Below are 23,035 nucleotides of genomic sequence, written 5' to 3'. Positions count from 1 at the left end.
GCATCACGGTCATTCATGAAATCATCACGCACCCAGCCAAGCCTTTCCGAGATCGCCAGCCAACTGGGCGCGCGCCTGCACGGCGATGGCGATCAGCGCGTGCGAGGGCTGGCGACGCTCAAGGATGCCGGGCCTGACCAGGTCAGCTTTCTCGCCAACCGGGCCTACCTCAAGGACCTTCCCTTTACACGTGCCGCTGCCGTATTGCTGCATCCTGATCATCTAGAAGCCTGTCCAGTGCCCGCACTGGTGCTGGACAATCCCTATCTGGGGTACGCCGAGCTCTCCAGGTTGCTCGATCCCCTGGTCGGCGCTCATCGCCCGGGTGTGCATCATAGTGCCGTGGTGGCCGACGATGCGGTACTGGGTGAGGATGTCTGCATCGGCCCCAATGCGGTAGTCGAATCCGGCGTGAAGCTGGGCGACCGCGTTGTCGTAGGTCCCGGCTGCGTGATCGGAAGCGACAGCCAGATCGACGATGACGGTTTCCTGCATGCCAATGTCACGCTGTATCACGGGGTGGTCATCGGCAAGCGGGTGATCTTGCACAGTGGCTGCGTGATCGGCGGCGACGGCTTCGGCTTTGCCCACGATGGAAGCGGCTGGCGCAAGATTGCCCAGCTGGGTGGCGCGGTGCTGGGCGATGATGTCGAGGTCGGCAGCTGTTCAAGCATTGATCGCGGTGCACTCGGTGACACCGTGATCGGTAACGACGTCAAGATCGATAGCCAGGTACAGATCGCGCACAACGTGCAGATCGGCGATCACAGCGCCCTGGCCGGCTGCGTCGGCATTGCGGGCTCCACCCGGGTGGGACGCCACTGCATGCTGGGAGGCGGGGTCGGCTTGTCCGGACACCTGACCATCAGTGACGGCGTGCAGGTCACCGGCATGAGCCTGGTCACCAACTCGATTCTTGAGCCAGGTGTCTACTCCTCCGGCACCGGTGCAATGGAAAACAGCCAGTGGCGCCGCAATGCCGTGCGCTTCAAGCAGCTCGATAGTATCGCCAAGCGCGTCAGTCGCCTGGAGAAGCGGGATTCCAGCGATACTTGAGGGGGTGGTTCAGGTCGGTATAATCCACCGCCTATTGTCGGCTCGGCGCGCAAGCCCGACGCCGCTCGTGTCCTTCTCGGAGAAGGGCTCTTGTCATTTTAGAGGTCGCTACGATGGTTATGGACATCAACGAGATTCGCGAATATCTGCCCCACCGCTATCCTTTCTTGCTGGTGGATCGGGTCACGGAATTGACCCACGGCGAGACCATCGTTGCCTACAAGAATGTCAGCATCAACGAGCCGTTCTTCAATGGTCACTTCCCGCACCATCCCATCATGCCGGGGGTGCTGGTGGTCGAGGCGCTGGCCCAGGCCTGCGGCATTCTTGGCTTCAAGACGGTCAACAAGCTGCCCGCCGACGGCTACGTGTACTACCTCGTCGGTAGCGATAACGTGCGCTTCAAGCGTCCGGTCATGCCTGGCGATACCCTGCAGCTGCGTGCCGAGGTCGAGCGGGCCAAGCGCGGCATCTGGAAGTTCAAGTGCCGTGCCACCGTGGAAGGTGAGCTGGCCTGTGAAGCCGACATCATCTGCGCCGAGAGGAAGATCGCTTGATACATCCGTCCGCCATCGTAGATCCCGGCGCCCGCCTGGCCGACGATGTCGAGGTTGGGCCCTTCAGCGTGATTGGTCCCGACGTCGAGATTGGCGAAGGCACCGTGATTGGTCCCCATGTCGTGGTGCAGGGGCCGACGGTCCTTGGCAAGCGCAATCGCATCTTTCAGTTTGCGTCTGTCGGCGAGGCTTGCCAGGACAAGAAGTACAACGGAGAACCGACGCGCCTGGTGATGGGCGATGACAACGTTGTCCGTGAGGGAGTCACCCTGCACCGCGGCACCGTGCAGGATCGCAGCGAGACCACCATCGGTTCGCGCAATCTGTTCATGGCCTATGTCCATGTCGGGCATGACTGCATCATCGGCGATGACTGTATTCTGGCCAACCAGGTGACCCTGGCCGGACATGTGCAGTTGGGCGATTTCGCCATCATCGGCGGTCTGTCGGCGATCCATCAGTTCTGCCGCTTTGGTTCCCATGCCATGGCCGGGGGAGGCTCGATCATCACCAAGGACACACCCGACTTCGTGATGATCAACGGCAACCCTGCTCAGGCCCATGGTCTCAATGTGGTCGGCCTCAAGCGGCGTGGCTTTGCCAGTGAGGCGATCCGCGCGCTCAACGAGTCCTACAAGCTGGTCTACCGGCAGGGACTGACCGTCGAGCAAGCGGTCGCCGAGATTCGCCAGCGGTTCTCGCTGGCGGAAACCGACGCCTTCGTGGCCTCCATCGAGGCGTCTACCCGGGGCATTATCCGCTGATGAACAGCGGCCTTGCCTGACCATCCGGTGAGGCCGCTGCCCCCGGGACACTCCATCGCTGATCCGGGGAGCCCCCATGACCCACGTCGTTCGCCAAGCCGAGAGTGACGCCGTCCCTGTCCGCCGTGTCTACCTGGTCGCCGGAGAATTGTCTGGCGACATTCTTGGCGCGGGATTGATGCGCGCGCTCAAGGCGCGACATCCTGGCGTCGAGTTTCGTGGGCTCGGCGGGCCACGCATGCTGGCCGAGGGCCTGACGTCACTGTATCCCCTGGAAACCCTGTCGGTCATGGGTCTGGTCGAGGTGCTCAAGCACCTGCCCGAGCTGGTGCGTGTGCGTCGCCATCTGCGCCGCGACGCGCTGGCATGGCAGCCTGACATCATGGTGGGCATCGATGCGCCTGACTTCAATCTGGGGCTCGAGCGACAGCTGCGCGAGGCGGGTATCACCACGGCTCATTACGTCAGCCCGTCGGTATGGGCCTGGCGCCAGGGGCGGGTCAAGGGCATTGCCCGCTCGGTGGATGCCATGCTGACCTTCTTGCCGTTCGAGGCAGCCTTCTACGTCAAGCATCGCGTGCCGGTGGCCTTCGTCGGCCACCCGCTGGCAGACGAGCTGCCGCTGGTGAACGATCGGCAGTCTGCCCGCAGGGCGTTTGGGCTCGAGCCGGACGAAGAAGTATTGGCGCTGCTGCCAGGTTCAAGGCGCAATGAACTGCGTTTCATGGCGGCGACCTTTGTGGAGGCCGCACAGCGACTGGTGGAAACGCGTGAGCGCCTGCGGGTGGTGATTCCGGCTGCCACGCCCGAGCGTCGCCAGGAGCTCGAGGTTCTGCTGCAACAGCGGCCGGCTCTTCGCGATCGCGTCATGCTGCTGGACGGTCAGGCCCGCGAAGCCATGGTGGCCAGCGACCTGGTTCTGCTCGCCTCGGGTACGGCGGCGCTGGAAGCCATGCTGTGTCACCGGCCGATGCTGGTGGGCTATCGCATGGCGCCGATGACGCATCGGATTGCTCGCTGGATGGTCAAGACCCCGTGGATCTCGCTGCCGAACCTGATCGCCCAGGAGTCGCTGGTGCCTGAACTGATTCAGGACGAGGCCAGTGCCGAAGCGATTGCCCGGCAGCTGGAGTCCATGTTGTCGGATCCCCAGGGGCGTAGCGCGCTCGAGACGCGCTTCGCGGCGATGCATGAAGGCCTGCAGCGTGATGCCAGCCGTCGCGCGGCGGAGGCCATCGAAGCGCTGGTGGCAGGTCGGCCGTTGCCACCGAGTGTGGCCCCGGAGTGCGCGCAGGAGGTGGCGGACCCGGACAGTGCCGGGAGCGACGCTGGCGCTTCTTACAAGACCGCCGCAGGTGCCTCTAATAAGACCGCCGCAGGCGCTTCTCATAAGACCGCTGCAGGCGCCTCTCACAAGATGGCTTCTCAGGTTAGCGACACCGGCGCTGGACCTGCGCAGGCCAGAGGAGACAAGGATGGCCGCTGATTCGGCTCGCAAGGGGCGCGCCGCGAAGGCGCCGTTGCCGCCATTGGTGGTGGACTATGATGGCCAGCTCCTGGCCGGGGTGGATGAGGTCGGGCGGGGGCCGTTGGTCGGCGCGGTGGTCGCCGCGGCGGTGATCCTGGATCCCGAGCGGCCCATCGACGGGCTGACCGATTCCAAGGCGTTGTCGGCCAAGCGCCGAGAAGCCCTCGATGGGCTGATTCGTGAACGTGCGCTGGCCTTCCACGTGGCAGCCGCCAGCCCCGAGGAAATCGATCAGCTCAATATCTACCACGCCACGCATCTTGCCATGCGCCGTGCCATCGATGGGCTGATGCCTTCGCCTGAATACCTGCTGGTGGACGGCAATCGCCTCCCCGGGCATCATGTTCCCGGCCAGGCTGTGGTCAAGGGTGATGCCCGTCACCCGGCCATCGCCGCCGCATCCATCCTCGCCAAGGTGGCGCGGGATGCTGCCATGGTGTCGCTCGACCGGCGCTATCCTGACTATGGTTTCGCCCGCCACAAGGGCTACCCGACGGCTGAACATCTGGCCGCGCTGGAACGTCTGGGGCCACTCGACGAACATCGTCGCTCCTTTGCCCCTGTCAAGCGCCAGCTGGCGCTATTCTGACCCGTATTCACAGCCCCGCCACGGCGGGTCGAGGTAAGGCTTTCACATGTCCGCTCCTTTCGTTCATCTTCGCGTCCATAGCGAGTTCTCTCTGGTTGACGGCCTCGTGCGCCTCAAGCCTTACGTCAAGGCTGGCGTCGAGCATGGCGCGCCAGCGCTGGCGTTGACCGATGAATCCAATCTGTTCGGCCTGGTGAAGTTCTACAACGGGGTCCAGGGCGCTGGCATGAAGCCCGTGATCGGTGCCGACCTGTGGCTGGTCAACGCCCATGACCTGGATCATCCGTATCGGGTGACGCTGCTGGCGATGAATGACGTCGGCTATCGCAACCTGACCGAACTGATCTCTCGCGGCTGGGTCGAGGGCCAGCGTCAGGACCGGGCTTACCTGGAGAAAGCCTGGGTACTGGAGCAGAGCGAAGGCTTGATTGCGCTGTCTGGTGGGCGTGAAGGAGACGTGGGCCGCCATTTGCTCAGCGATCATCATGCCGATGCGCGGCGTTTGCTGGATGAATGGTGTCAGGCGTTTCCCGGCCGTTTCTATCTGGAGCTGACCCGGACCGGTCGCCCGCTGGAAGAAGACTGCGTGCATGCGTCGGTGGCGTTGGCCATGGACACCGGGGTTCCGGTGGTGGCGACCAACGATGTGCGCTTCCTCAAGCGTGAGGACTTCTGGGCCCACGAAACCCGCGTGGCCATTGGCGAGGGCAAGGCGCTGGATGACCCCCGTCGCGAGCGGCGCTACACCGAGGAACAGTACCTCAAGTCGCCACAGGAGATGGCGGAGCTGTTTGCCGATATTCCCGCGGCGCTGGAAAACAGCGTCATGATCGCCGCGCGTTGTAACGTCAACGTTCGCCTGGGCGAGATCTTCCTGCCGGAATACGGTATTCCCGAGGGCATGACCCAGGACGAGTTCTTCCGCAAGATCTCCCACGATGGCCTGACCGAGCGCCTTGACGCTCTTTACCCGGTGGACAGTCACCCACGCGACAGCGACGACTGGGCGGCGCTCGAGAAGCGCTACCGAGAGCGCCTGGACTTCGAGCTGGACATCATCCTGCAGATGGGGTTCCCCGGTTACTTCCTGATCGTGATGGACTTTATCCAGTGGGCCAAGGACAACGATGTCCCGGTAGGGCCGGGGCGCGGCTCCGGTGCCGGCTCGCTGGTGGCCTACGCGCAGAAGATCACCGATCTCGATCCGATCCAGTATGACCTGCTGTTCGAGCGCTTTCTGAACCCCGAGCGGGTGTCGATGCCGGACTTTGACGTCGACTTCTGCATGGAAAAACGTGATCGCGTCATCGATTACGTGGCCGAGCGCTATGGCCGTAACGCGGTGTCGCAGATCGTCACCTTCGGCACCATGGCGGCCAAGGCCGTGGTGCGAGACGTTGCCCGCGCCCAGGGCAAGCCGTACTCGCTGGGGGACAAGCTGTCCAAGCTGATTCCCTTCGAGGTGGGCATGACGTTGTCCAAGGCCATCGAAGAGGAGCCTCAGCTCAAGGAATTCATTGAGGTAGATGAGGAAGCCCAGGAAATCTGGGACATGGCGCTCAAGCTCGAGGGGGTGACGCGAGGCACCGGCAAGCACGCCGGGGGCGTCGTCATCGCGCCCACCAAGCTGACCGACTTCTCACCGCTGTTATGTGACGAGGATGGCTCCGGGCTGGTCGTTCAGTTTGACAAGAACGACATCGAGGATGCCGGGCTGGTCAAGTTTGACTTCCTGGGCTTGCGTACGCTGACCATCATCGATTGGGCGCTGGAGATGGTCGATCGGGTGCGCGCCAGCGAGGGCAAGGGGGCGCTGGATATCGATGCGATCCCGCTGGACGACGGCAAGACCTTCGAGATGCTCAAGAAGGCCGAGACCACCGCGGTGTTCCAGCTGGAATCCCGGGGGATGAAGGAGCTGATCAAGCGCCTCTTGCCGGACTCGCTGGAGGACATGATCGCACTGGTGGCACTGTTCCGTCCGGGGCCGCTGCAGTCCGGCATGGTCGATGACTTCATCAACCGTAAGCACGGACGGGCGGAGATCTCCTACCCCCACCCGGATTACCAGCACGAGCTGCTGAAGCCCGTGCTGCAGCCGACTTACGGCATCATCCTGTACCAGGAGCAGGTGATGCAGATTGCCCAGGTGATGGCGGGCTACTCCTTGGGTCAGGCTGACCTGTTGCGGCGCGCGATGGGTAAGAAGAAGCCGGAAGAGATGGCCAAGCAGCGTACCGGTTTCATGGAAGGCTGTGCGGCCAACGGCATCGATGCGGACCTTGCTGGCAACATCTTCGACCTGGTGGAAAAGTTTGCCGGTTACGGCTTCAACAAGTCCCACTCGGCGGCCTACGCGCTGGTGTCCTACCAGACCGCCTGGCTCAAGGCGCATTACCCGGGCCCGTTCATGGCGGCGGTGATGTCCACCGAAATGGACAACCTGGACAAGGTGGTGCCGCTGATCGAGGAGTGTCGCCATCTCAAGCTCACGGTCACGCCACCGGACGTCAACGTGGGCGGCTACAAGTTCACGGTCGATGATGAAGGCCGGGTGGTGTATGGCCTGGGTGCCATTCGTGGCGTGGGGGAAGGTCCGATCGGCGCCATTGTCGAGGCGCGTACCGCCGAAGGCCCCTTTACCGATCTGTTCGACTTCTGTCGCCGTATCGACCCCAAGCGCATGAACAAGCGTACCCTGGAGGCGCTGATCCGCTCCGGAGCGCTGGATAACCTGGGGCCCAATCGTGCGGTGCTCAGCGCGGCCCTGGATGACGCCCTCAAGGCCGCTGCGCAGAGTCACAAGAACCACAACGCCGGGATGATGGACCTGTTCGGCGAAGCGTTTGCACCGGACGCCGATGAAGGGGCCAGCGATCCTTATGCGGACTATCTGCGCGTGCGGGAATGGAGCGATCGCGATCGGCTGGCCGGCGAGAAGGACACCCTTGGTCTCTATCTGACGGGCCACCCCATCGATGAGTACGAAGAGGAACTGGCACGTTTTGTCTCGACCCGCATCGCGGACTTGAAGCCTTCCCGGGAGCCGCAGCGGGTGGCCGGGCTGGTGGTGGCGCAGCGCACCATGAAGTCCAAGCGGGGCGACACCATGGCCTTCCTCACCCTGGACGACCGCACGGGGCGGATCGAGGCGTCACTGTTCGGCGAGCTGTATGACAGCGTGCGTGAGCAGCTCGACAATGCCGAGGTGCTGATCGTCGAAGGAGAAGTCTCCAGCGATGACTACTCCGGTGGCCTGCGCCTGCGAGGCAAGGACGTCACCCCCATGGTCCAGGCACGCTCGCGCTTTGGCCAGGCGGTGGAGGTCTCGGTGGATGGTCGTCAGGCGAACGGCCGGTTGATTGACAGCCTGCGCGCAAGCCTTGAGCCCCATCGACATGAGGAAGGCCTGCCGGTGCGCCTGCGCTATCGCAATGTCGACGCTACCGGCTGGCTGGAGTTCGACGAGCAGTGGAAGGTCCTGCCATCTGATGACCTGTTGATCGCCCTGCGGGATGTCGAAGGACAGGATGGCGTACGTCTCAAGTATCGCTGAGGTGGCCAAAATACGCTGCGGCGTTAAGGTCGCTGGACGGCTGCGCCTTGCGTGGCCCCGTCAGGGTGCGATAATGCACACCACTTTTTATTTGCCATGGGTGGGCCTGCGACCTGCGGTCGCGCCCGCCTGACCATGATCACAAGGCTGGCCCATGAACCCCAACTATCTCGATTTCGAACAGCCCATCGCCGAACTGCAGGCCAAGATCGAAGAGCTTCGTCTGGTCGGCAACGACAGTCAGGTCAGCCTGGCTGACGAGATTTCGCGCCTTGAGGAAAAGAGCCGCAAGCTGACCGAGTCGATCTTCAAGGATCTGACGCCGTGGCAGGTATCGCAGCTGTCTCGCCATCCGCAGCGCCCGTACACGCTGGACTATCTCGAGCATGTGTTCAGCGACTTCGATGAGCTGCATGGTGATCGCGAGTTTGCCGATGACGCCGCTATCGTCGGCGGTGTTGCGCGCCTCAATGATCGTCCGGTGATGATCATCGGTCATCAGAAGGGCCGCGACGTCAAGGAGAAGGTCCGCCGCAATTTCGGCATGCCCCGCCCGGAAGGCTACCGCAAGGCGTGCCGTCTGATGGAAATGGCCGAGCGCTTCAAGATGCCGGTGCTGACCTTCATCGACACCCCTGGCGCCTATCCAGGTATCGACGCGGAAGAGCGCGGCCAGAGTGAGGCCATCGCCTATAACCTGGCGGTGATGTCGCGTCTCAAGACCCCCATCGTCTCCACCGTGGTAGGTGAAGGTGGCTCCGGTGGCGCCCTGGCCATCGGTGTCTGTGACGAGCTGATGATGCTTGAGTACTCTACCTACTCGGTCATTTCTCCTGAGGGGTGTGCCTCGATCCTGTGGAAGAGCGCGGAACGCGCCAGCGATGCCGCTCAGGCCATGGGGATTACCGCCAGCCGTCTCAAGGAGCTCGGTTTCGTCGATAACCTGATCAAGGAGCCGCTGGGCGGTGCGCACCGCTTCCCTTACGAGGCAGCGACGCGAGTGCGTGACGCCATCAGCGAGAGTCTGGAGCGCCTGGACGCTCTGGACAGCGACGCCCTGTTGGCACGTCGCTATGAGCGCCTGATGAGCTACGGCGCCCCCGCCTGAAGCGTCGGGTCTTCGTGGTAACCCCGCGGCCCCTGTCGTTCTGCGATAGGGGCCGCTTGCATGTGATGCCCGGGTATCGGGTGGAGAGCAGGCATGTCTGAGTCCCCTGGCCTTGAGGCCATTGTCGCGCCCTTTATCGATGACCTGCCCGATGATCGCACGCTATGGGTGGGGCTTTCGGGAGGACTGGATTCCTGCGTGCTGCTGGCACTGGCCGCGGATGCCTGCCGGCGCCGTGGGCGGGCGCTCAGGGCGATTCATGTCCACCATGGCCTGCAGCCGGCGGCGGACGACTTTGCGCGCCACAGCCGTGCCCTGTGTCGCGAGCAGGGCGTCGCGCTGGAGGTGGTCCGGGTCAGTGTCGATGTGGCGGCGGGCAAGGGCCTCGAGGCAGCGGCCAGGGCGGCCCGCTACCGGGCCTTTATGGATGTCATGGAGCCTGGAGATCATCTGTGGCTGGCGCAGCATGCTGATGACCAGGCCGAGACCTTCTGGCTGGCGGCCCTGCGTCGGTCGGGGGTGATGGGGTTGGCTGGCATGCCGACACGCCGTCAGCAGCAAGGACGGGTCATCGTCCGTCCGCTATTGAGTGTCGGACGCCTCGCGCTGGAGAAGGAGGCCGCCAGGCGAAGGCTTGCCTGGATCGAGGATCCCAGCAATCAGGACCTGTCGCTGGATCGCAATTTCCTGCGCCATCGGCTGGTGCCGTCACTGCTGGAGCGTTGGCCTGACGCCCTTCAAGCGCTGTCCGCCAGTGCACGGCATGCTGGTGAGGCGGTATCGCTGCTCGAGGAATACGCCCAGGAGGATCTGGACAGGCTGGGGGGCGATCCGGCCAGGTTGCCGCTAAATGGGCTACTGGCGCTGTCGCGACCGCGCCAGCGCTGGCTGCTGGGCTGGTGTCTGCGCTGTCTGGACCTGGCCACGCCACCGGGGACACGGCTGGATGAGATCATGTCCCAGTGCCGGGCACGACGTGATGCCGAAGTGAGGATCCACTGGTCAGGTGGCGAAGCGCGCTGCTGGCGCGGCACCTTGTATCTGCTGGCGGACAGCCGCACGACCCCGGTCTCGCTGCCGGAGATGCCGTGGTGGTCTGGGCGTGAGGTCGTGGTGGCAGGGAGGACGCTTGCCCTGGTCGCGCCTTCTGGCCAGGCGCGTTGCCTGCTGACGCTGCGAGCGCGCCAGGGGGGAGAGCGCATTCGCCTGGAAGGCCGTGGACGGCGCGATGTGAAGCGGCTGCTGCAGGAGGCTGCGGTGCCTCCCTGGCAGCGTTGTCATATCGTGCTGCTGTGGCGAGCCGACGAATGCGTCGCGGTGCTGGATGCCGCTTCAGGGGCCTGGATCGCGGTAGCACAAGGCTGGACGACCATTCCCTGATGGGAGTTTGCTCGCCGACGGGACCTTAGTACGTGACCCCGCTAGGTGATCCCGCCAGCGTGCGTCTGTTGTCTGGCCACGTCGTCAGCGGTCCGCGGTCACCGCATGCAGCACCAGCGCGAAGTCGGTGCTGGCAAGATAGTCGGCTTCTCGTTCCAGGCCGGTGCACAAGAGTCCTGGCTCATCGCCACCTTCGTAGTGCAGGTGAAGGGTGTCGTCATCCACCTCGAGGCGCGGCGCCGCGGGCGCTTGCTCGGGGCGCGAATGGTTGAGAATGACCGCCAGGCGCAACAGCCGGGCCAGGCGCTGGCTGTCGCGCTGTTCGCTTTCGGGCAGCGCTTGCCACTCCTTGAGCGGAAACTTGCGGCGGTGCGCCCGCACCAGGAATGACAGCAGGCGCTGCTCCGGGCGCGAGAAGCCGGCCAGGTCGGAGTATTCAAGCAGATAGGCGCCGTGACGGTGGAACTGGCTATGGGAGATGGACTGGCCGATCTCATGCATCCAGGCGGCCCATTCCAGATAGCGTCCGCGCTCCTCGTCCAGGTTCCAGTCCTGCTTGACCTGCTCGAACATGGCCCGTGCCGAGGCGGCGACATTGTCGGCCTGGCGTGTGTCCACGGCGTTGTAGCGGGCCAGCGTCTCCAGGCTCTTCAGGCGCGAGTCCTCAGGACTGTTGCGGCCCGCCATGTCGTAGAGCACCCCTTCGCGCAGGGCGCCATCGGCGAAGCGCATCTGCGTCAGCTCAAAGGCTTCGAAGATAGCGCTGAGAATCGCCACTCCGGCCGGAAACACTCGTGCACGATCGGCCTTCAGACCCTCCATCGACACCTTGTCCAGCTGTTTGGTCTTGATCAGACGCTTGCGCAGCTTGGCCAGCCCATCGCGAGTGATGACGCCCTCTGGGGAGTCACCTGCAGCATGCAACACCGCAGCTGCCGCCTTGATGGTGCCGCTGGAGCCGACCGGATCATCCCAGCCCAGACGTTGATAGGGGCGACGGATGTTGGCGAGCTCCGACAGCGCGGCAAGCTCGGCGTTACGCATGCGCTTCTCGGTGATGTCGCCATCGCCGAAGAAGCGGCGGGTGAAGGTGACGCAGCCCATGGAGAGGCTTTCCAGCGCCTTGGGCTCGAACTGTTCGCCGATGATGAACTCGGTGGAGCCGCCACCGATATCCACGATCAGGCGTCGACCGCTTTCCGCCAGGGCATGGGCCGCACCCAGATAGATCAGGCGGGCCTCCTCGCGACCGGCGATGATCTCGATGCGCGTGCCGAGCAAGGCTTCGGCGCGATCGATCAGCTCCTGACTATTGTGCGCGTCGCGCAGGGCGTTGGTGCCCACGACACGCATGCGCGTCGCCGGAATCCCTTCAAGGAAGGGGGCGAAGCGCCCCAGACAGTCCAGTGCGCGCGCCATGGCGTCCTCATTGAGGTAGCCGTCATCGTCGAGCCCGGCTGCCAGCTGGACCTTTTCGCCCAGTCGCGCCACCACCTGAAGCCGATCGTCCTGATAATTGGCCACCAGCAGGTGGAAGCTGTTGGAGCCCAGATCGATGGCGGCCAGGCGAGCAGGGTCCTTGCCGGGGTCATGGGGCGTCTCACGCAGGGCGCTGAGCGAATCCGAGGGTTGGTTCATGTGGGGTCCTTCACTGGAGATGGGTCAAGGTTGCGTATCGCTTTCTGGTATGTCAATGATCTGGGGGAGGCAGGGGGCTTGCGTTCCCTCGCCGGCTTGTCTAGTATCGGGTCATTCGCCTGTTTCGAATGTGTTTTCCCGGTCGCGTCGCTGCCGCGGCGTGACCATCCCAAGTCGTCAGACAGCCCGCACGATGCCAGCTCTGCCAGAGCCCCCCAAGGGTTCCAGCAATCGAGATCTGGCAATGGCGAATGAATCTGCTCCCTCGTCCAGACGCTGGCGTGGTTCTCCCTTCTGGAGAATCCAGCCCATGGCCCTATCATCTTTACCAGGCCTCGCACGAGCAGCCCCGGGCTCTGAACGCACTCAATCGGCGTGTCCTTTTTTCGCCCCACGGCGCCCTGTCGCCCGGCTTCCACGAGTAATTTCTGAACTCTGATGAATCTGACCGAACTCAAGCAAAAGCCCGTGCCGGAGCTTCTCGATATCGCACGCGAGATGGGTATCGATAATCTGGCCCGGTCCCGCAAGCAGGACATCATTTTTGCCATTCTGAAGAAGCACGCCAAGAGCGGCGAAGACATCTTCGGCGATGGCGTACTGGAGATCCTTCAGGACGGTTTCGGATTTTTGCGCAGTGCCGACAGTTCCTACCTGGCCGGCCCCGACGACATCTACGTCTCGCCCTCTCAGATCCGTCGCTTCAACCTGCGTAAGGGCGACACCATCTCCGGCAAGATTCGCCCCCCCAAGGAAGGCGAGCGCTACTTTGCCTTGCTCAAGGTCAGCCAGATCAACCTTGATCGTCCGGAGAACGCCAAGCACAAGATCCTGTTCGAGAACCTCACGCCGCTGTTTCCGCAGGATCGTCTGCGCATGGAAATCGGCAACGGTTCCACCGAGGATCTGACGGCCCGCATCATCGACCTCACGGCGCCCATCGGCAAGGGCCAGCGTGGTCTGATCGTGTCTCCGCCCAAGGCTGGTAAGACACTGATGTTGCAGAATATTGCGACATCCATTACGCGCAACAACCCCGAATGCCAGCTGATCGTGTTGCTGATCGACGAGCGTCCGGAGGAAGTGACCGAGATGTCGCGGACAGTGCGCGGCGAAGTGGTGGCGTCTACCTTCGACGAGCCCCCGGCGCGTCATGTACAGGTCGCCGAGATGGTCATCGAGAAGGCCAAGCGGCTGGTCGAGCACAAGAAGGACGTGGTCATTCTGCTCGACTCCATCACTCGTCTGGCCCGTGCCTACAACACCGTGGTGCCGTCTTCGGGCAAGGTGCTGACCGGTGGTGTCGATGCCCATGCACTCGAGAAGCCCAAGCGCTTCTTCGGCGCCGCGCGAAACATCGAGGAAGGTGGCAGCCTGACCATCATCGCGACGGCTCTGGTCGATACCGGCTCCAAGATGGACGAGGTGATCTTCGAGGAGTTCAAGGGTACCGGCAACATGGAAGCCCATCTGGATCGTCGCCTGGCCGAGCGTCGCGTCTATCCCGCTCTCAACATCCGTCGCAGTGGCACCCGTCGCGAAGACCTGATTGCCTCCGATGACGAGATGCAGCGGATGTGGATCCTGCGCAAGCTGCTCAATCCCATGGATGATACGGCTGCGACCGAGTTCCTGATTGATCGACTCAAGGACACCAAGACCAATATCGAGTTCTTTGAGGCCATGAAGCGGCGCTGATCGTCGTTCATTCGAGGTCAGTCGAAGGGGCAGCATGCTATGCTGCCCCTTTGGTGTATTTGACAGCGAGAAATTCGCATGAAGTATAGCGACTTGCGTGACTTTATCGCGGGTCTTGAGGCGGCTGGCGAGCTCAAGCGCGTTAGCGCGGAAGTGGATCCGTATCTCGAGATTACCGAGATCTGTGACCGGACCTTGAGGGCCGGCGGACCGGCGCTGCTGTTTGAGAATGTGAAGGGCAGCGACATGCCGCTGCTGGGCAACCTGTTCGGCACCCCGAAGCGTGTGGCCATGGGCATGGGGCAGGAGTCGGTGGAAGCGCTGCGCGAGGTCGGCGAGCTACTGGCGTTTCTCAAGGAGCCGGAGCCCCCCAAGGGCTTCCGAGACGCCTGGGAAAAACTGCCGATCTTCAAGCAGGTGATGAGCATGGGGCCCAAGACCGTGCGCTCCGCACCTGTCCAGGCGCGGGTGTTCGAGGGTGACGAGGTCGATCTCGACATGCTGCCGATCCAGCATTGCTGGCCCGGTGATGCGGCGCCGTTGGTGACCTGGCCACTGGTGATCACCAAGGGCCCGCACAAGTCCCGCCAGAACCTGGGCATCTATCGTCAGCAGAAGCTCGGCAAGAACCGCTTGATCATGCGCTGGCTGTCCCACCGCGGTGGGGCCCTGGATTTCCAGGAATTCCAGCAACAGCATCCTGGCGAGCCATTTCCCGTAGCGGTGGCTCTGGGAGCCGACCCCGCCACGATCCTGGGCGCCGTCACCCCCGTGCCCGACTCGCTGTCCGAGTACGCCTTTGCCGGCCTGCTGCGTGGGTCGCGCACCGAACTGGTGAAGTGTGGTCATGCGGACCTGCAGGTACCGGCGTCCGCCGAAATCATCCTTGAGGGGTTTCTCTACCCCGATGATACGGCGCCAGAAGGGCCTTATGGTGACCACACCGGCTACTACAATGAGGTAGAGACGTTTCCGGTGTTTACGGTGACGCGCATGACCATGCGCAAGGATGCCATCTATCACTCGACCTACACCGGTCGCCCCCCGGATGAGCCGGCGATTCTCGGGCTTGCCTTGAACGAAGTGTTCGTGCCGATCCTGCGTCGCCAGTTTCCCGAGATCGTCGACTTCTATCTGCCTCCGGAAGGCTGTTCGTACCGCATGGCGGTGGTGACCATGAAGAAGCAGTACCCTGGCCACGCCAAGCGCGTGATGATGGGGGTCTGGAGCTTTCTGCGTCAGTTCATGTACACCAAGTTCGTTATCGTGCTGGATGACGACGTCGACGCCCGCCAGTGGGAAGACGTGATCTGGGCGATCACGACCCGCATGGACCCTGCCCGGGATACCGTGATGGTCGAGAACACGCCTATCGACTACCTGGATTTTGCCTCTCCGGTCGCCGGACTCGGCTCCAAGATGGGGCTGGATGCGACCAGCAAGTGGCCCGGTGAGACCGATCGTGAGTGGGGCGTGGCGATCAGCATGGACGACAGCATAAAGTCCCGGGTCAGCGAACGCTGGGACGACTATGGTATTCCCCTCCCTGACACCGACAAGAGGTCGACATGACGGCAAGGACCCTGACCTGCCAGGTTATCGAGGTCGAGGATCTCACTCCTGACGTATTTCGTGTGGTGCTTGAAGGACGCGCCGAGGCCATGGCGCATGCGCCGGGGCAGTATCTGGAGATGCGTCTGTCAGACGACTGCTGGGTGCCGTTCTCGATCGCCAGTCGCCATCGCGATGACGGCAGACTGGAGCTGCACATTCAACACTGGCCGGAGCGCTCCAACTCGGCGCAACTGCGCGCCATGCTGGTGGTGGCGGAGCACCTGACGGTGCGCTTGCCCAGCGGTGACTGTGTGCTGGACGAATCGAGTGTCCGGCCCCTGACGCTGATTGCCGCCGGCACAGGCTTTGCCCAGATGAAGGCCATCGTCGAGGCAGCCCGTCACCAGCATCCTGAGCGTCCCATCACCCTGTGGTGGGCAGCGAAGGAGCGACGCGACCTGTATGCAGAGGAGCTGGCGCGACAGTGGGTGTCCGAGTGCGACAACCTGGTGTTCCACGCGGTCTGTGAGGCGGGTTTCGAGGAAGGCTTCGATGGTGAGCGGGTATACGCCCACCATGGCCGTATCGATGCGGCGCTGGGCGATCACCTGGAGGATGTGTCACAGGACGATGTCTACCTGTCCGGCTCTCCTGGCATGGTCTATGCGTGCGTCGATGTGCTGGCGTCGCTGGGTCTTGAGCCGTCCCGGGTGTTTTCCGATGTGTTTGCCTATGCCCCGCGTGACCCCTTGGTGCCGGTGGTCGGCAGCCTGATCAAGGAAGAGGCCCCGTGAGCGCGTCGCCGATCCTGATTACCGGTGGCGCCCAGCGGCTGGGGAGGCACTGTGCCGAGCGCCTGGTGCAAGATGGACATCCGGTCATCGTCAGCTATCGCCGTGAGCGAGCGGAGCTGGACAGCATGCGCCAGCGAGGCATCGTGACCCTTCAGGCTGATTTTTCCAGTGAAGCCGGCATTCTTGACTTCATCGAGCGCCTCAAGGGCCAGACTAACGCTTTGCGGGCAATCGTCCACAATGCCAGTGACTGGGCGCCGGACAGCCTGGACAGCGACGCCGGGGCCAACTTCGAGCGGTTGTTTCGCGTCCACATGCTGGCGCCTTACCTGATCAACCTGCACGCCAAGAGCCTGCTCGACGCCTGCAGCGAACCCCAGCGCGATATCATCCACATGACCGACTATGTCGTGCAAAAGGGGTCCAAGAAGCACGCGGCCTATGCGGCGACGAAGGCCGGATTGGATAACCTGACGCTATCCTTCGCGGCCCAGTACGCCCCGCAGATCCAGGTCAATGCCATCGCGCCGGCGCTGATCATGCTGAACGAGCAGGATGACGAGGCCTATGCCGCCAAGGCGCGAGCGAAGTCGTTGATGGACATGGTGCCTGGCCCCGGTGTGATCTATCAGAGTCTGCGCTACCTGCTCGACAATCGTTACGTGACCGGTACCGTGATGGCCGTCGATGGCGGACGCCATCTGCGCTGAGGGGCCTCGCCAGCAGGCCCTGGTGAGCTAGACTCGTGGTGTGCCCTGACAATCCAACGATGAGAAGAGGCTTCCATGGCCCACCACAACGCTCCTGAGCAGCGCCACGCCAGCGATTACGGCAAGACGCATGGCAATGCCCATGACAGCCCCCACGACCCGGCTGACTTTCGTGATGAGAGCGGCTTTCTGATGATCTTTCTTGGCCTGGTGGTGATGGCGGGCATGACGTGCCTGCCGGCGACCATCGCCTGGGTGACGCTGGCAACAGCAGGATAGGTGTCAGGGGTTGCCATTTGTCTCGGCGCCGGGCAGGATGAAGGCAGATTCAGGAGATCGCCATGTTATCAGTCACCTCTCAGCCAACAGCTTGCCCTGACGGAGCATCTTGCTCCGCAAGTGGTGCGCTGGCGACCGATGTCGCGTCGCTGAGTGGTGGGCAAGCGATGACGGGCGTGTCCTTTTATTGGTCCAGCTTTACCTGGTATTGGTTTGATACCGGGGCGCTGGTGCGCGAGGCCTGACGACAACGTCGGCACTCGCGAGGCGCTCCCACCCAGGGCCGCCTCCCAGAACCCCCGGACGGCAGCCCGTCCGGGGGTTCTTTGTTTTTGGCATGATGCTCCAGAGCGTCGCGACAGCCTGCAGTGGCAGGTAACAGGAGATAACCGATGACCGCATATCGAGATTTCGTCTACGCCGACTTCCAGGGTTACGCCTATGGGTATGGCTGGCGATTTATCGACACGCGGTCGGCCCAACTGGCCACCTCCGACCGTGAGCGCCTCGGTGGTCGACATGTTCAACGATGTACGACCCTTTGGAGCTGATACCATGACCGCGACCCTCTCCCTTGCTACGACCTCCCACATGGCCACGACGACCCCAGAGACTGCTGTGCAGGATCGATCTAACGGGACCGCATTGCCCGCACCGCTGTCGCTCAAGCAGCAGTACCCGTTGAGCGCCACTCTGGCGGACCGTGTCGACGCACAGCGTCAGGAAATTCGCGACATTCTGGAAGGCCGAGATGACCGCCTGCTGGCGGTGGTGGGGCCCTGTTCGATTCATGATCCCCAGGCGGCCCTGGAATACGCCGAGCGCCTGGCCGGCCTGGCGGCCAGTATCCGCGATCGTGTCCTGGTGGTCATGCGCGTCTACGTCGAGAAGCCACGCACCACCGTGGGCTGGAAGGGACTGGCCTACGATCCAGACCTGGATGGGACAGGCAACATGAGCCGTGGCCTGGGACTGTCGCGCCAGCTGATGCGGGACATCGTCGAGATGGGGCTGCCGGTCGCCACCGAAATTCTGCAGCCGATGATCGCTCCATATCTGGAGGATCTGCTGGCCTGGGTCGCCATCGGCGCGCGCACGACCGAGTCTCAGCTGCACCGCGAGATGGCCAGTGGCCTGGGGGCTGTCGTCGGTTTCAAGAATGCCACCAGTGGTGATGTGCAGGTGGCCCTGGATGCGATGCACAGTGCTGCCCATCCCCATCAACATTTTGCCGTAGGCAGCGACGGCCAGCCGATGATGGTCGAGACCCAGGGCAATCCCCATACCCATGTGGTGCTGCGGGGCGGCCACGGCGAACCGAACTACGATGTTGCTGCGGTGGCGGCAGCGCGTAGAGCTCTGCGCGAGGCCGGGCTGTCGCCGCGCTTGATGGTCGACTGCAGTCATGCCAATGCGCGCAAGGACCACCGCCGCCAGAGCGAAGTCTTGCTCGACGTGCTGGCCCAGCGGCTGGCGGGCGATACGGCGCTGATCGGGGTGATGCTCGAGAGCCATCTGCATGAAGGCAAGCAGCCTCTGGACCCCGGCAAGCTGCGCTACGGTGTCTCCGTCACGGACGCGTGCATTGGCTGGGAGACCACCGAACACCTGTTGAGTGTGGCCGCAGAGCGCCTGGCCGAGGGCGCCTGATCAACCCCGGCAAAATGGCCAGACCTCGAAGAATCCATCGCAACGAAACTCCGCCTCGCAGGCGGCCAACTGGCCGCGATAACGCGAGGCGGTGGTCGCGACCTCGCGCGCCGCGCGCATGACCGCAGGCTTGGCGCGATAACTACCGCGCTGATAGCCCCCCTGGCCTTCGTGGTAGGCCAGGTAGAGGTGTTCCGGATTGGCCAGCGAGACGCCGGTCATGCGCTGCGTTCGGGCGTTGTACCAGCCGATGAAATCGGTGGCATCGTCCATGTCGCTGCGGCTTGAGAACAGCCCACCCGCATCATCACTGTATTCTCCCCAGACCGGGTCCTGGGCCTGGGCGTAGCCGTAGGCCGAGGAGGGACGCGTCCACGGAATGAACCCCAATAGCGTGGTTCTGGGCGGCCTGACGTGGCTGCGAAACGACGATTCGCGCTTGATGAACGCCATTTGGGTCCAGGGGGGAGTCCCCCACTTTTCATACGAGGCACGCGTCGCGTCATACCAGTCCGGCTGCTGGCGAAAGACGTCGCACAGATTGTCCTGATGGGCCGGTGGCGCTGGGGCGAAGGCCGCACAGCCTCCCAGCAGCAACATGCCGCTCAAGACCAAGCACTTCAAGACTAAGCACTTCAAGTCCCTGCGAGCCGGTTGAGAGACAGCGCCCCTGGAGACACAGCGCCCATAGACAGGGCGCTTGGAGGAACAGCTTCTGGAGAGGGAGCTCCTGAAGAAAGACTCGGGGGCAGGCCTTGAGGCGGGCATGGACACTCCATTGTCGTGATGAGCTTAAGCATTATGCCGTTCTCGCCATCTGGAGAACACTTGGCGTCACCCATGTTGCATTCGTTGATTGGTTTTATGCTGTTTCAGGCGTCGCCTGAGAGAGCTCCCCTGGATCCTGCATGTCCTTCGGCACCCTTGGCAGGTCGACGGGTAGATGGCGGGCGAAGAATGCCAGGCAGTCGAGACTGCTGGAGGCGTCGGGAGCGAGCGGGCAATTCCATGGGGAATCGCGCAGCTCATCGGGCAACTGTTGGCTGAGCTGCTCCAGCTCCTGGCTCTTTGGCCAGCTGAGCCAACGCTCCCTCTCCAGGGCCTGGGGCTGACGCCACTTGAGCATCCAGTCGTCGCCCCAGGGCAGTACCGCCAGATGTCCAGGGTCTGGCAACGGCAGTCCCTGGAAGGCGCTGGACCACCAGGTGGGGTGGAGCTGCTGGCGGTGAAGCCGGTTCAAGCACTGGGCCAGCAGTCCCCGCTGGATCACCATCACATCCAGGTACTGATGGTCTTGATTGAGCACATGTACCGCCAGGCTCTGTCGACTCACACACAGCTCTTTCGCGATCAGCGTGTCGAGTGACGCTTGCGGGTCACTATGGCCCAGTACCCCCCGCTCTAGCGCCACCAGAGCGATAGTGTGGGGTGGCATGACCAGCACGCAGGGTAGGGCAGGATCCAGTTGACCAAGGAGATCCAGCCGGGAGTGGCTCCCCCCTCGCTGCTGCCTTTGATCGGTGCAATGTACCCAGTGCCAGCAAGGTTCTGGGTCCTCATCGCTAGAGGGTGCCTTTTGCGGCATGAGCAGAATGCGCTGATGTCGGTGTCCCAGATGCCACATGGTTCTGGTCCTGTCGAGAGCAAGCGTTGGATCACTCTGTCGTCACGTAAGCTTAGTTTCTTTCACTAATTGTTACCCTTTTAACATTTCAGTTACCTCTTATGCTTTGTCCGGCGTACCGCATCGTCACATCCCTGTCATCTAGACATCCTAGGGTGTCGCGAGGACCGACATCGCCGAGATAGCGCACCCAATAGCGCAGATCGGCGCGAGTGACCGCCCGCCACCGGCCCGCAGCCGGCAACGACATCCCGTCTGCCGACGTTCCACACGTCGACGGCCAAGAGAGGACTGCGCAATGAGCAAGGAAATCGAAGATCACCGCCTGTTGAACCCCAGCAGCAATGAGCCCTTTTCTTCAATACTCGATCGTCGCCTGTCGCGCCGCGCTGTGATGAAGGGCGGCATGGGCATGGCAGCCATGTCCATGCTGGGGGGCTTCGGGCTGACCGCTATCGCCGATCAGCATGGGTCGGGCATGTCCAAGACGCCGCTGGCACTGGCCTTCGACGCGGTCAAAGGGTCGCGCACGGATGCGGTAGTGGTGCCTGCGGGGTATACCGCCCAGGTACTGGTGCCCTGGGGGACCCCGCTCGATGACAGCGCCCCCCAATGGCGCGAAGACCTGGCAATGACGCCAGAGGGACAGGCAGCCAGCGTCGGCATGCACCACGACGGCATGCACCCCTTCGCTCTGGATGATGCCAGCGGCTCTGAGCGCTTCCTGCTGGTGATGAACAATGAGTACATTGATGAAAATGCCCTGTGGGCGCCCCAGGGCGGTCCCACCAACATGGCGGAGGGCAAGCGTCCTGCCGATGAAGTCCGAACGGAAATCAATGCCCACGGGGTCACGGTCGTAGAGGTGCAGAAGGGCGCCAACGGACACTGGAGTCACGTCAAGGGATCCCGTTACAACCGTCGCTATACCAGTGCCACGCCGATGCACCTGTCTGGCCCGGTGGCCGGCAGTGACTACGTCAAGACCCGGTTCTCTCCGGGGGGAACCCAGGCGCGGGGCACCAACAATAACTGTGCCAATGGGTATACCCCCTGGGGCACCTATCTGACCTGCGAAGAAAACTGGCCGGATTATTTCGTCAAGGACGAAGGGCGGACGCGGGACGATGATCGTCTTGGCATCGCCACCGGGCGCGGTCGCTATGGCTGGGAAACCGCAGCGGGCGACGCCAGCGAACGTGATGACGAGTTTACCCGGCTGATCGGCAACCCCGGCGATGGCGATGCCACCGGCGACTATCGCAACGAGGCGCGTCAGTTCGGCTATATCGTCGAGATCGACCCGTACACCGGCGAGCAAGCGGTGAAGCGCACGGCGTTGGGGCGTTTCCGCCACGAGGGGTGCTGGCCGGGCAAGCTGGAGGCTGGCCAGCCGGTCGTGTTCTACTCTGGCCACGACTCCCGCAACGAGTACATCTACAAGTTCGTGTCCAGGGCGGTCTGGGACCCGGCGGATGCCATCGCGCCCGGTGCCGAGGCCGACCGTCTGGCGCTAGGCAGCAAGTACATGGATGAGGGCACGCTGTACGTGGCTCGCTTCAATGCCGATGGCAGTGGCCAGTGGTTGCCGCTGACGCCGCAAGCCACCACCCAGGATGGTCGCCCCCTGGCCGAGGCCCTGGAGCTCGGTGCCGACGATCTGGCAGGGGTGATCATCCATACCTGCGATGCCGCTGACCTGATGGGGGCAACGCCGATGGATCGCCCGGAGTGGGGCGCGGTGGATCCTTCCACCGGTGAGGTCTACATGACCCTTACCAACAACTCCAAGCGTACCGAGGAAGGCACCGAGGCGACCCTGACCGGCGATGGCGACAGCATCGAGGCGTTGGGGAATGGCTATGCCACCGCTCCGGTCAATGCCGCCAACCCCAGGGCCAACAATGAGGCGGGGCAAATCATCCGCTGGCGTGAGGGGGCAGATGCCAGTGCTTTCGAATGGGAGGTCTTTGTCTTCGGTGCCGCCGCCAGCGATGCCGATAACCTGTCGGGCCTGACCGCAGACAACGAGTTCGCCAGTCCCGACGGTCTTTACTTCGACGAGCGCGGCGACGGCCAAGGTATCCTGTGGATTCAGACCGACAATGGCTATGAGGGCGTTGCCGAAAGTACCAATGACCAGGTTCTGGCGGTGGTGCCGGCAGGACTGGAGCGTGCCGATGGTGCGGCTGCGGTGCTGTCCGGTGCCAACCAGGACAAGCTCAAGCGCTTCTGTGTGGGCCCCAACGGCTGCGAGGTGACGGGTATCTTCTCGACGCCTGATAAGACGGCGCTGTTCATCAACATCCAGCATCCTGGCAACTGGCCTGCCAGTGATGATGCGACCCAGGCCACCGATTCCAGCGTGCGTCCGCGTGCTGCCACGGTGGTCATTCAGCGCGAAGACGGTGGCCAGATCGGGCTCTAGCCTTCGCTAGCCGCCTTTGACTGCGGCGTCCAGCACCGGCCCCCGGCTCCTTCATCGGAGCCGGGGACTTTGCTTTGGGGCAGGGGGCAACAGGGGCGGGGCGCGACAGGGGCGGTGCTGGC

At 63.2% G+C, this 23,035-nt stretch carries 18 protein-coding genes and 1 pseudogene; 16 read left to right on the top strand and 3 right to left on the bottom strand.

Features of this window, described 5'->3' with window-relative positions; genetic code table 11:
• Positions 1-15: 15 nt before the first annotated feature.
• The 8 genes and pseudogenes from lpxD (at position 16) to tilS (ending at position 10,538) form a co-directional block, all read left to right on the top strand.
• Positions 16-1,056 carry a UDP-3-O-(3-hydroxymyristoyl)glucosamine N-acyltransferase gene (gene lpxD, locus KUW18_RS03485; RefSeq protein ID WP_206940309.1) on the top strand — a complete coding sequence of 347 codons (1,041 nt, stop codon included), beginning with the start codon at positions 16-18 and terminating at the stop codon, positions 1,054-1,056.
• 113 nt (positions 1,057-1,169) lie between these two features.
• Positions 1,170-1,613 (top strand): 3-hydroxyacyl-ACP dehydratase FabZ, encoded by a 444-nt coding sequence (gene fabZ, locus KUW18_RS03480; RefSeq protein WP_206940307.1) that lies wholly within the window; start codon positions 1,170-1,172, stop codon positions 1,611-1,613.
• Entirely contained in the window at positions 1,610-2,377 is a 768-nt protein-coding gene (lpxA, locus tag KUW18_RS03475; protein ID WP_206940305.1) for an acyl-ACP--UDP-N-acetylglucosamine O-acyltransferase, read from the top strand. The genes fabZ and lpxA overlap by 4 nt, the downstream gene beginning before the upstream one ends.
• Positions 2,378-2,453: 76 nt before the next feature.
• Positions 2,454-3,644: pseudogene (gene lpxB / locus KUW18_RS03470) on the top strand (lipid-A-disaccharide synthase); the annotation flags it as partial.
• 208 nt (positions 3,645-3,852) lie between these two features.
• On the top strand, positions 3,853-4,494 hold the full coding sequence (rnhB, locus tag KUW18_RS03465) for a ribonuclease HII (protein ID WP_206940302.1): 642 nt from the start codon (positions 3,853-3,855) through the stop codon (positions 4,492-4,494).
• Between the two features lie 46 nt (positions 4,495-4,540).
• Positions 4,541-8,050 (top strand): DNA polymerase III subunit alpha, encoded by a 3,510-nt coding sequence (gene dnaE, locus KUW18_RS03460; RefSeq protein ID WP_206940300.1) that lies wholly within the window; start codon positions 4,541-4,543, stop codon positions 8,048-8,050.
• 154 nt (positions 8,051-8,204) lie between these two features.
• Positions 8,205-9,158, top strand: a complete 954-nt coding sequence (locus tag KUW18_RS03455; RefSeq protein ID WP_206940298.1) for an acetyl-CoA carboxylase carboxyltransferase subunit alpha — start codon at positions 8,205-8,207, stop codon at positions 9,156-9,158.
• A 93-nt stretch (positions 9,159-9,251) separates the two neighbouring features.
• Positions 9,252-10,538 (top strand): tRNA lysidine(34) synthetase TilS, encoded by a 1,287-nt coding sequence (gene tilS, locus KUW18_RS03450; RefSeq protein ID WP_222560815.1) that lies wholly within the window; start codon positions 9,252-9,254, stop codon positions 10,536-10,538.
• 84 nt (positions 10,539-10,622) lie between these two features.
• On the opposite strand, the gene ppx is transcribed toward tilS, so the two are convergent.
• Complete coding sequence (ppx, locus tag KUW18_RS03445) at positions 10,623-12,176, bottom strand: exopolyphosphatase (RefSeq protein ID WP_222560814.1); 1,554 nt, start codon at positions 12,174-12,176, stop codon at positions 10,623-10,625.
• A 438-nt stretch (positions 12,177-12,614) separates the two neighbouring features.
• Between ppx and rho the strand changes: the two genes are divergently transcribed.
• The 7 genes from rho (at position 12,615) to KUW18_RS03410 (ending at position 18,861) form a co-directional block, all read left to right on the top strand.
• Positions 12,615-13,874 (top strand): transcription termination factor Rho, encoded by a 1,260-nt coding sequence (gene rho, locus KUW18_RS03440; protein ID WP_206940285.1) that lies wholly within the window; start codon positions 12,615-12,617, stop codon positions 13,872-13,874.
• A gap of 78 nt (positions 13,875-13,952) precedes the next feature.
• A complete protein-coding gene (ubiD, locus tag KUW18_RS03435; protein WP_206940282.1) occupies positions 13,953-15,446 on the top strand; it encodes a 4-hydroxy-3-polyprenylbenzoate decarboxylase in 1,494 nt (497 codons plus the stop codon).
• Positions 15,443-16,222: an FAD-binding oxidoreductase gene (locus KUW18_RS03430; RefSeq protein WP_222161570.1), complete on the top strand. Its 780-nt coding sequence runs from the start codon at positions 15,443-15,445 to the stop codon at positions 16,220-16,222. The genes ubiD and KUW18_RS03430 overlap by 4 nt, the downstream gene beginning before the upstream one ends.
• Positions 16,219-16,932: a dihydromonapterin reductase gene (folM, locus tag KUW18_RS03425; RefSeq protein WP_222560813.1), complete on the top strand. Its 714-nt coding sequence runs from the start codon at positions 16,219-16,221 to the stop codon at positions 16,930-16,932. Before KUW18_RS03430 ends, folM begins: the two co-directional genes overlap by 4 nt.
• Positions 16,933-17,007: 75 nt before the next feature.
• Positions 17,008-17,211, top strand: coding sequence for a hypothetical protein (locus KUW18_RS03420; RefSeq protein ID WP_222560823.1), 204 nt, complete (start codon positions 17,008-17,010; stop codon positions 17,209-17,211).
• 392 nt (positions 17,212-17,603) lie between these two features.
• Positions 17,604-17,762, top strand: coding sequence for a hypothetical protein (locus tag KUW18_RS03415; RefSeq protein WP_206940276.1), 159 nt, complete (start codon positions 17,604-17,606; stop codon positions 17,760-17,762).
• 4 nt (positions 17,763-17,766) lie between these two features.
• Positions 17,767-18,861 carry a 3-deoxy-7-phosphoheptulonate synthase gene (locus KUW18_RS03410; protein WP_222161572.1) on the top strand — a complete coding sequence of 365 codons (1,095 nt, stop codon included), beginning with the start codon at positions 17,767-17,769 and terminating at the stop codon, positions 18,859-18,861.
• On the opposite strand, the gene KUW18_RS03405 is transcribed toward KUW18_RS03410, so the two are convergent.
• Together KUW18_RS03405 and KUW18_RS03400 are read right to left on the bottom strand one after the other, a co-directional pair.
• Complete coding sequence (locus tag KUW18_RS03405; protein ID WP_315899913.1) at positions 18,862-19,461, bottom strand: lysozyme-like domain containing protein; 600 nt, start codon at positions 19,459-19,461, stop codon at positions 18,862-18,864.
• Positions 19,462-19,723: 262 nt separating this feature from the next.
• Entirely contained in the window at positions 19,724-20,296 is a 573-nt protein-coding gene (locus tag KUW18_RS03400) for a hypothetical protein (RefSeq protein ID WP_222484927.1), read from the bottom strand.
• A gap of 487 nt (positions 20,297-20,783) precedes the next feature.
• Here KUW18_RS03400 and KUW18_RS03395 point away from each other — a divergent pair, with 487 nt between their 5' ends.
• The gene (locus KUW18_RS03395; protein ID WP_206940268.1) at positions 20,784-22,913 is read left to right on the top strand and encodes a PhoX family protein; all 2,130 of its coding nucleotides are present in this window, start codon (positions 20,784-20,786) and stop codon (positions 22,911-22,913) included.
• Positions 22,914-23,035: the final 122 nt, after the last annotated feature.

The organism is Halomonas sp. DP5Y7-2 (assembly GCF_019802025.1).
Lineage (GTDB): Bacteria > Pseudomonadota > Gammaproteobacteria > Pseudomonadales > Halomonadaceae > Halomonas > Halomonas litopenaei_A.
This window is presented reverse-complemented; position numbering and strand designations above follow the sequence as displayed.

What these genes read in the sequence shown, in the direction of transcription:
- ubiD (WP_206940282.1), top strand. Translation starts at nt 13,953, where the DNA reads ATGAAGTATAGCGACTTGCGTGACTTTATCGCGGGTCTTGAGGCGGCT.
- KUW18_RS03405 (WP_315899913.1), bottom strand. Translation starts at nt 19,461, where the DNA reads ATGTTGCTGCTGGGAGGCTGTGCGGCCTTCGCCCCAGCGCCACCGGCC.
- KUW18_RS03430 (WP_222161570.1), top strand. Translation starts at nt 15,443, where the DNA reads ATGACGGCAAGGACCCTGACCTGCCAGGTTATCGAGGTCGAGGATCTC.
- lpxD (WP_206940309.1), top strand. Translation starts at nt 16, where the DNA reads ATGAAATCATCACGCACCCAGCCAAGCCTTTCCGAGATCGCCAGCCAA.
- KUW18_RS03415 (WP_206940276.1), top strand. Translation starts at nt 17,604, where the DNA reads ATGACCGCATATCGAGATTTCGTCTACGCCGACTTCCAGGGTTACGCC.
- ppx (WP_222560814.1), bottom strand. Translation starts at nt 12,176, where the DNA reads ATGAACCAACCCTCGGATTCGCTCAGCGCCCTGCGTGAGACGCCCCAT.
- dnaE (WP_206940300.1), top strand. Translation starts at nt 4,541, where the DNA reads ATGTCCGCTCCTTTCGTTCATCTTCGCGTCCATAGCGAGTTCTCTCTG.
- KUW18_RS03420 (WP_222560823.1), top strand. Translation starts at nt 17,008, where the DNA reads ATGGCCCACCACAACGCTCCTGAGCAGCGCCACGCCAGCGATTACGGC.
- KUW18_RS03395 (WP_206940268.1), top strand. Translation starts at nt 20,784, where the DNA reads ATGAGCAAGGAAATCGAAGATCACCGCCTGTTGAACCCCAGCAGCAAT.
- KUW18_RS03455 (WP_206940298.1), top strand. Translation starts at nt 8,205, where the DNA reads ATGAACCCCAACTATCTCGATTTCGAACAGCCCATCGCCGAACTGCAG.
- rho (WP_206940285.1), top strand. Translation starts at nt 12,615, where the DNA reads ATGAATCTGACCGAACTCAAGCAAAAGCCCGTGCCGGAGCTTCTCGAT.
- KUW18_RS03410 (WP_222161572.1), top strand. Translation starts at nt 17,767, where the DNA reads ATGACCGCGACCCTCTCCCTTGCTACGACCTCCCACATGGCCACGACG.
- fabZ (WP_206940307.1), top strand. Translation starts at nt 1,170, where the DNA reads ATGGTTATGGACATCAACGAGATTCGCGAATATCTGCCCCACCGCTAT.
- tilS (WP_222560815.1), top strand. Translation starts at nt 9,252, where the DNA reads ATGTCTGAGTCCCCTGGCCTTGAGGCCATTGTCGCGCCCTTTATCGAT.
- KUW18_RS03400 (WP_222484927.1), bottom strand. Translation starts at nt 20,296, where the DNA reads ATGCCACCCCACACTATCGCTCTGGTGGCGCTAGAGCGGGGGGTACTG.
- rnhB (WP_206940302.1), top strand. Translation starts at nt 3,853, where the DNA reads ATGGCCGCTGATTCGGCTCGCAAGGGGCGCGCCGCGAAGGCGCCGTTG.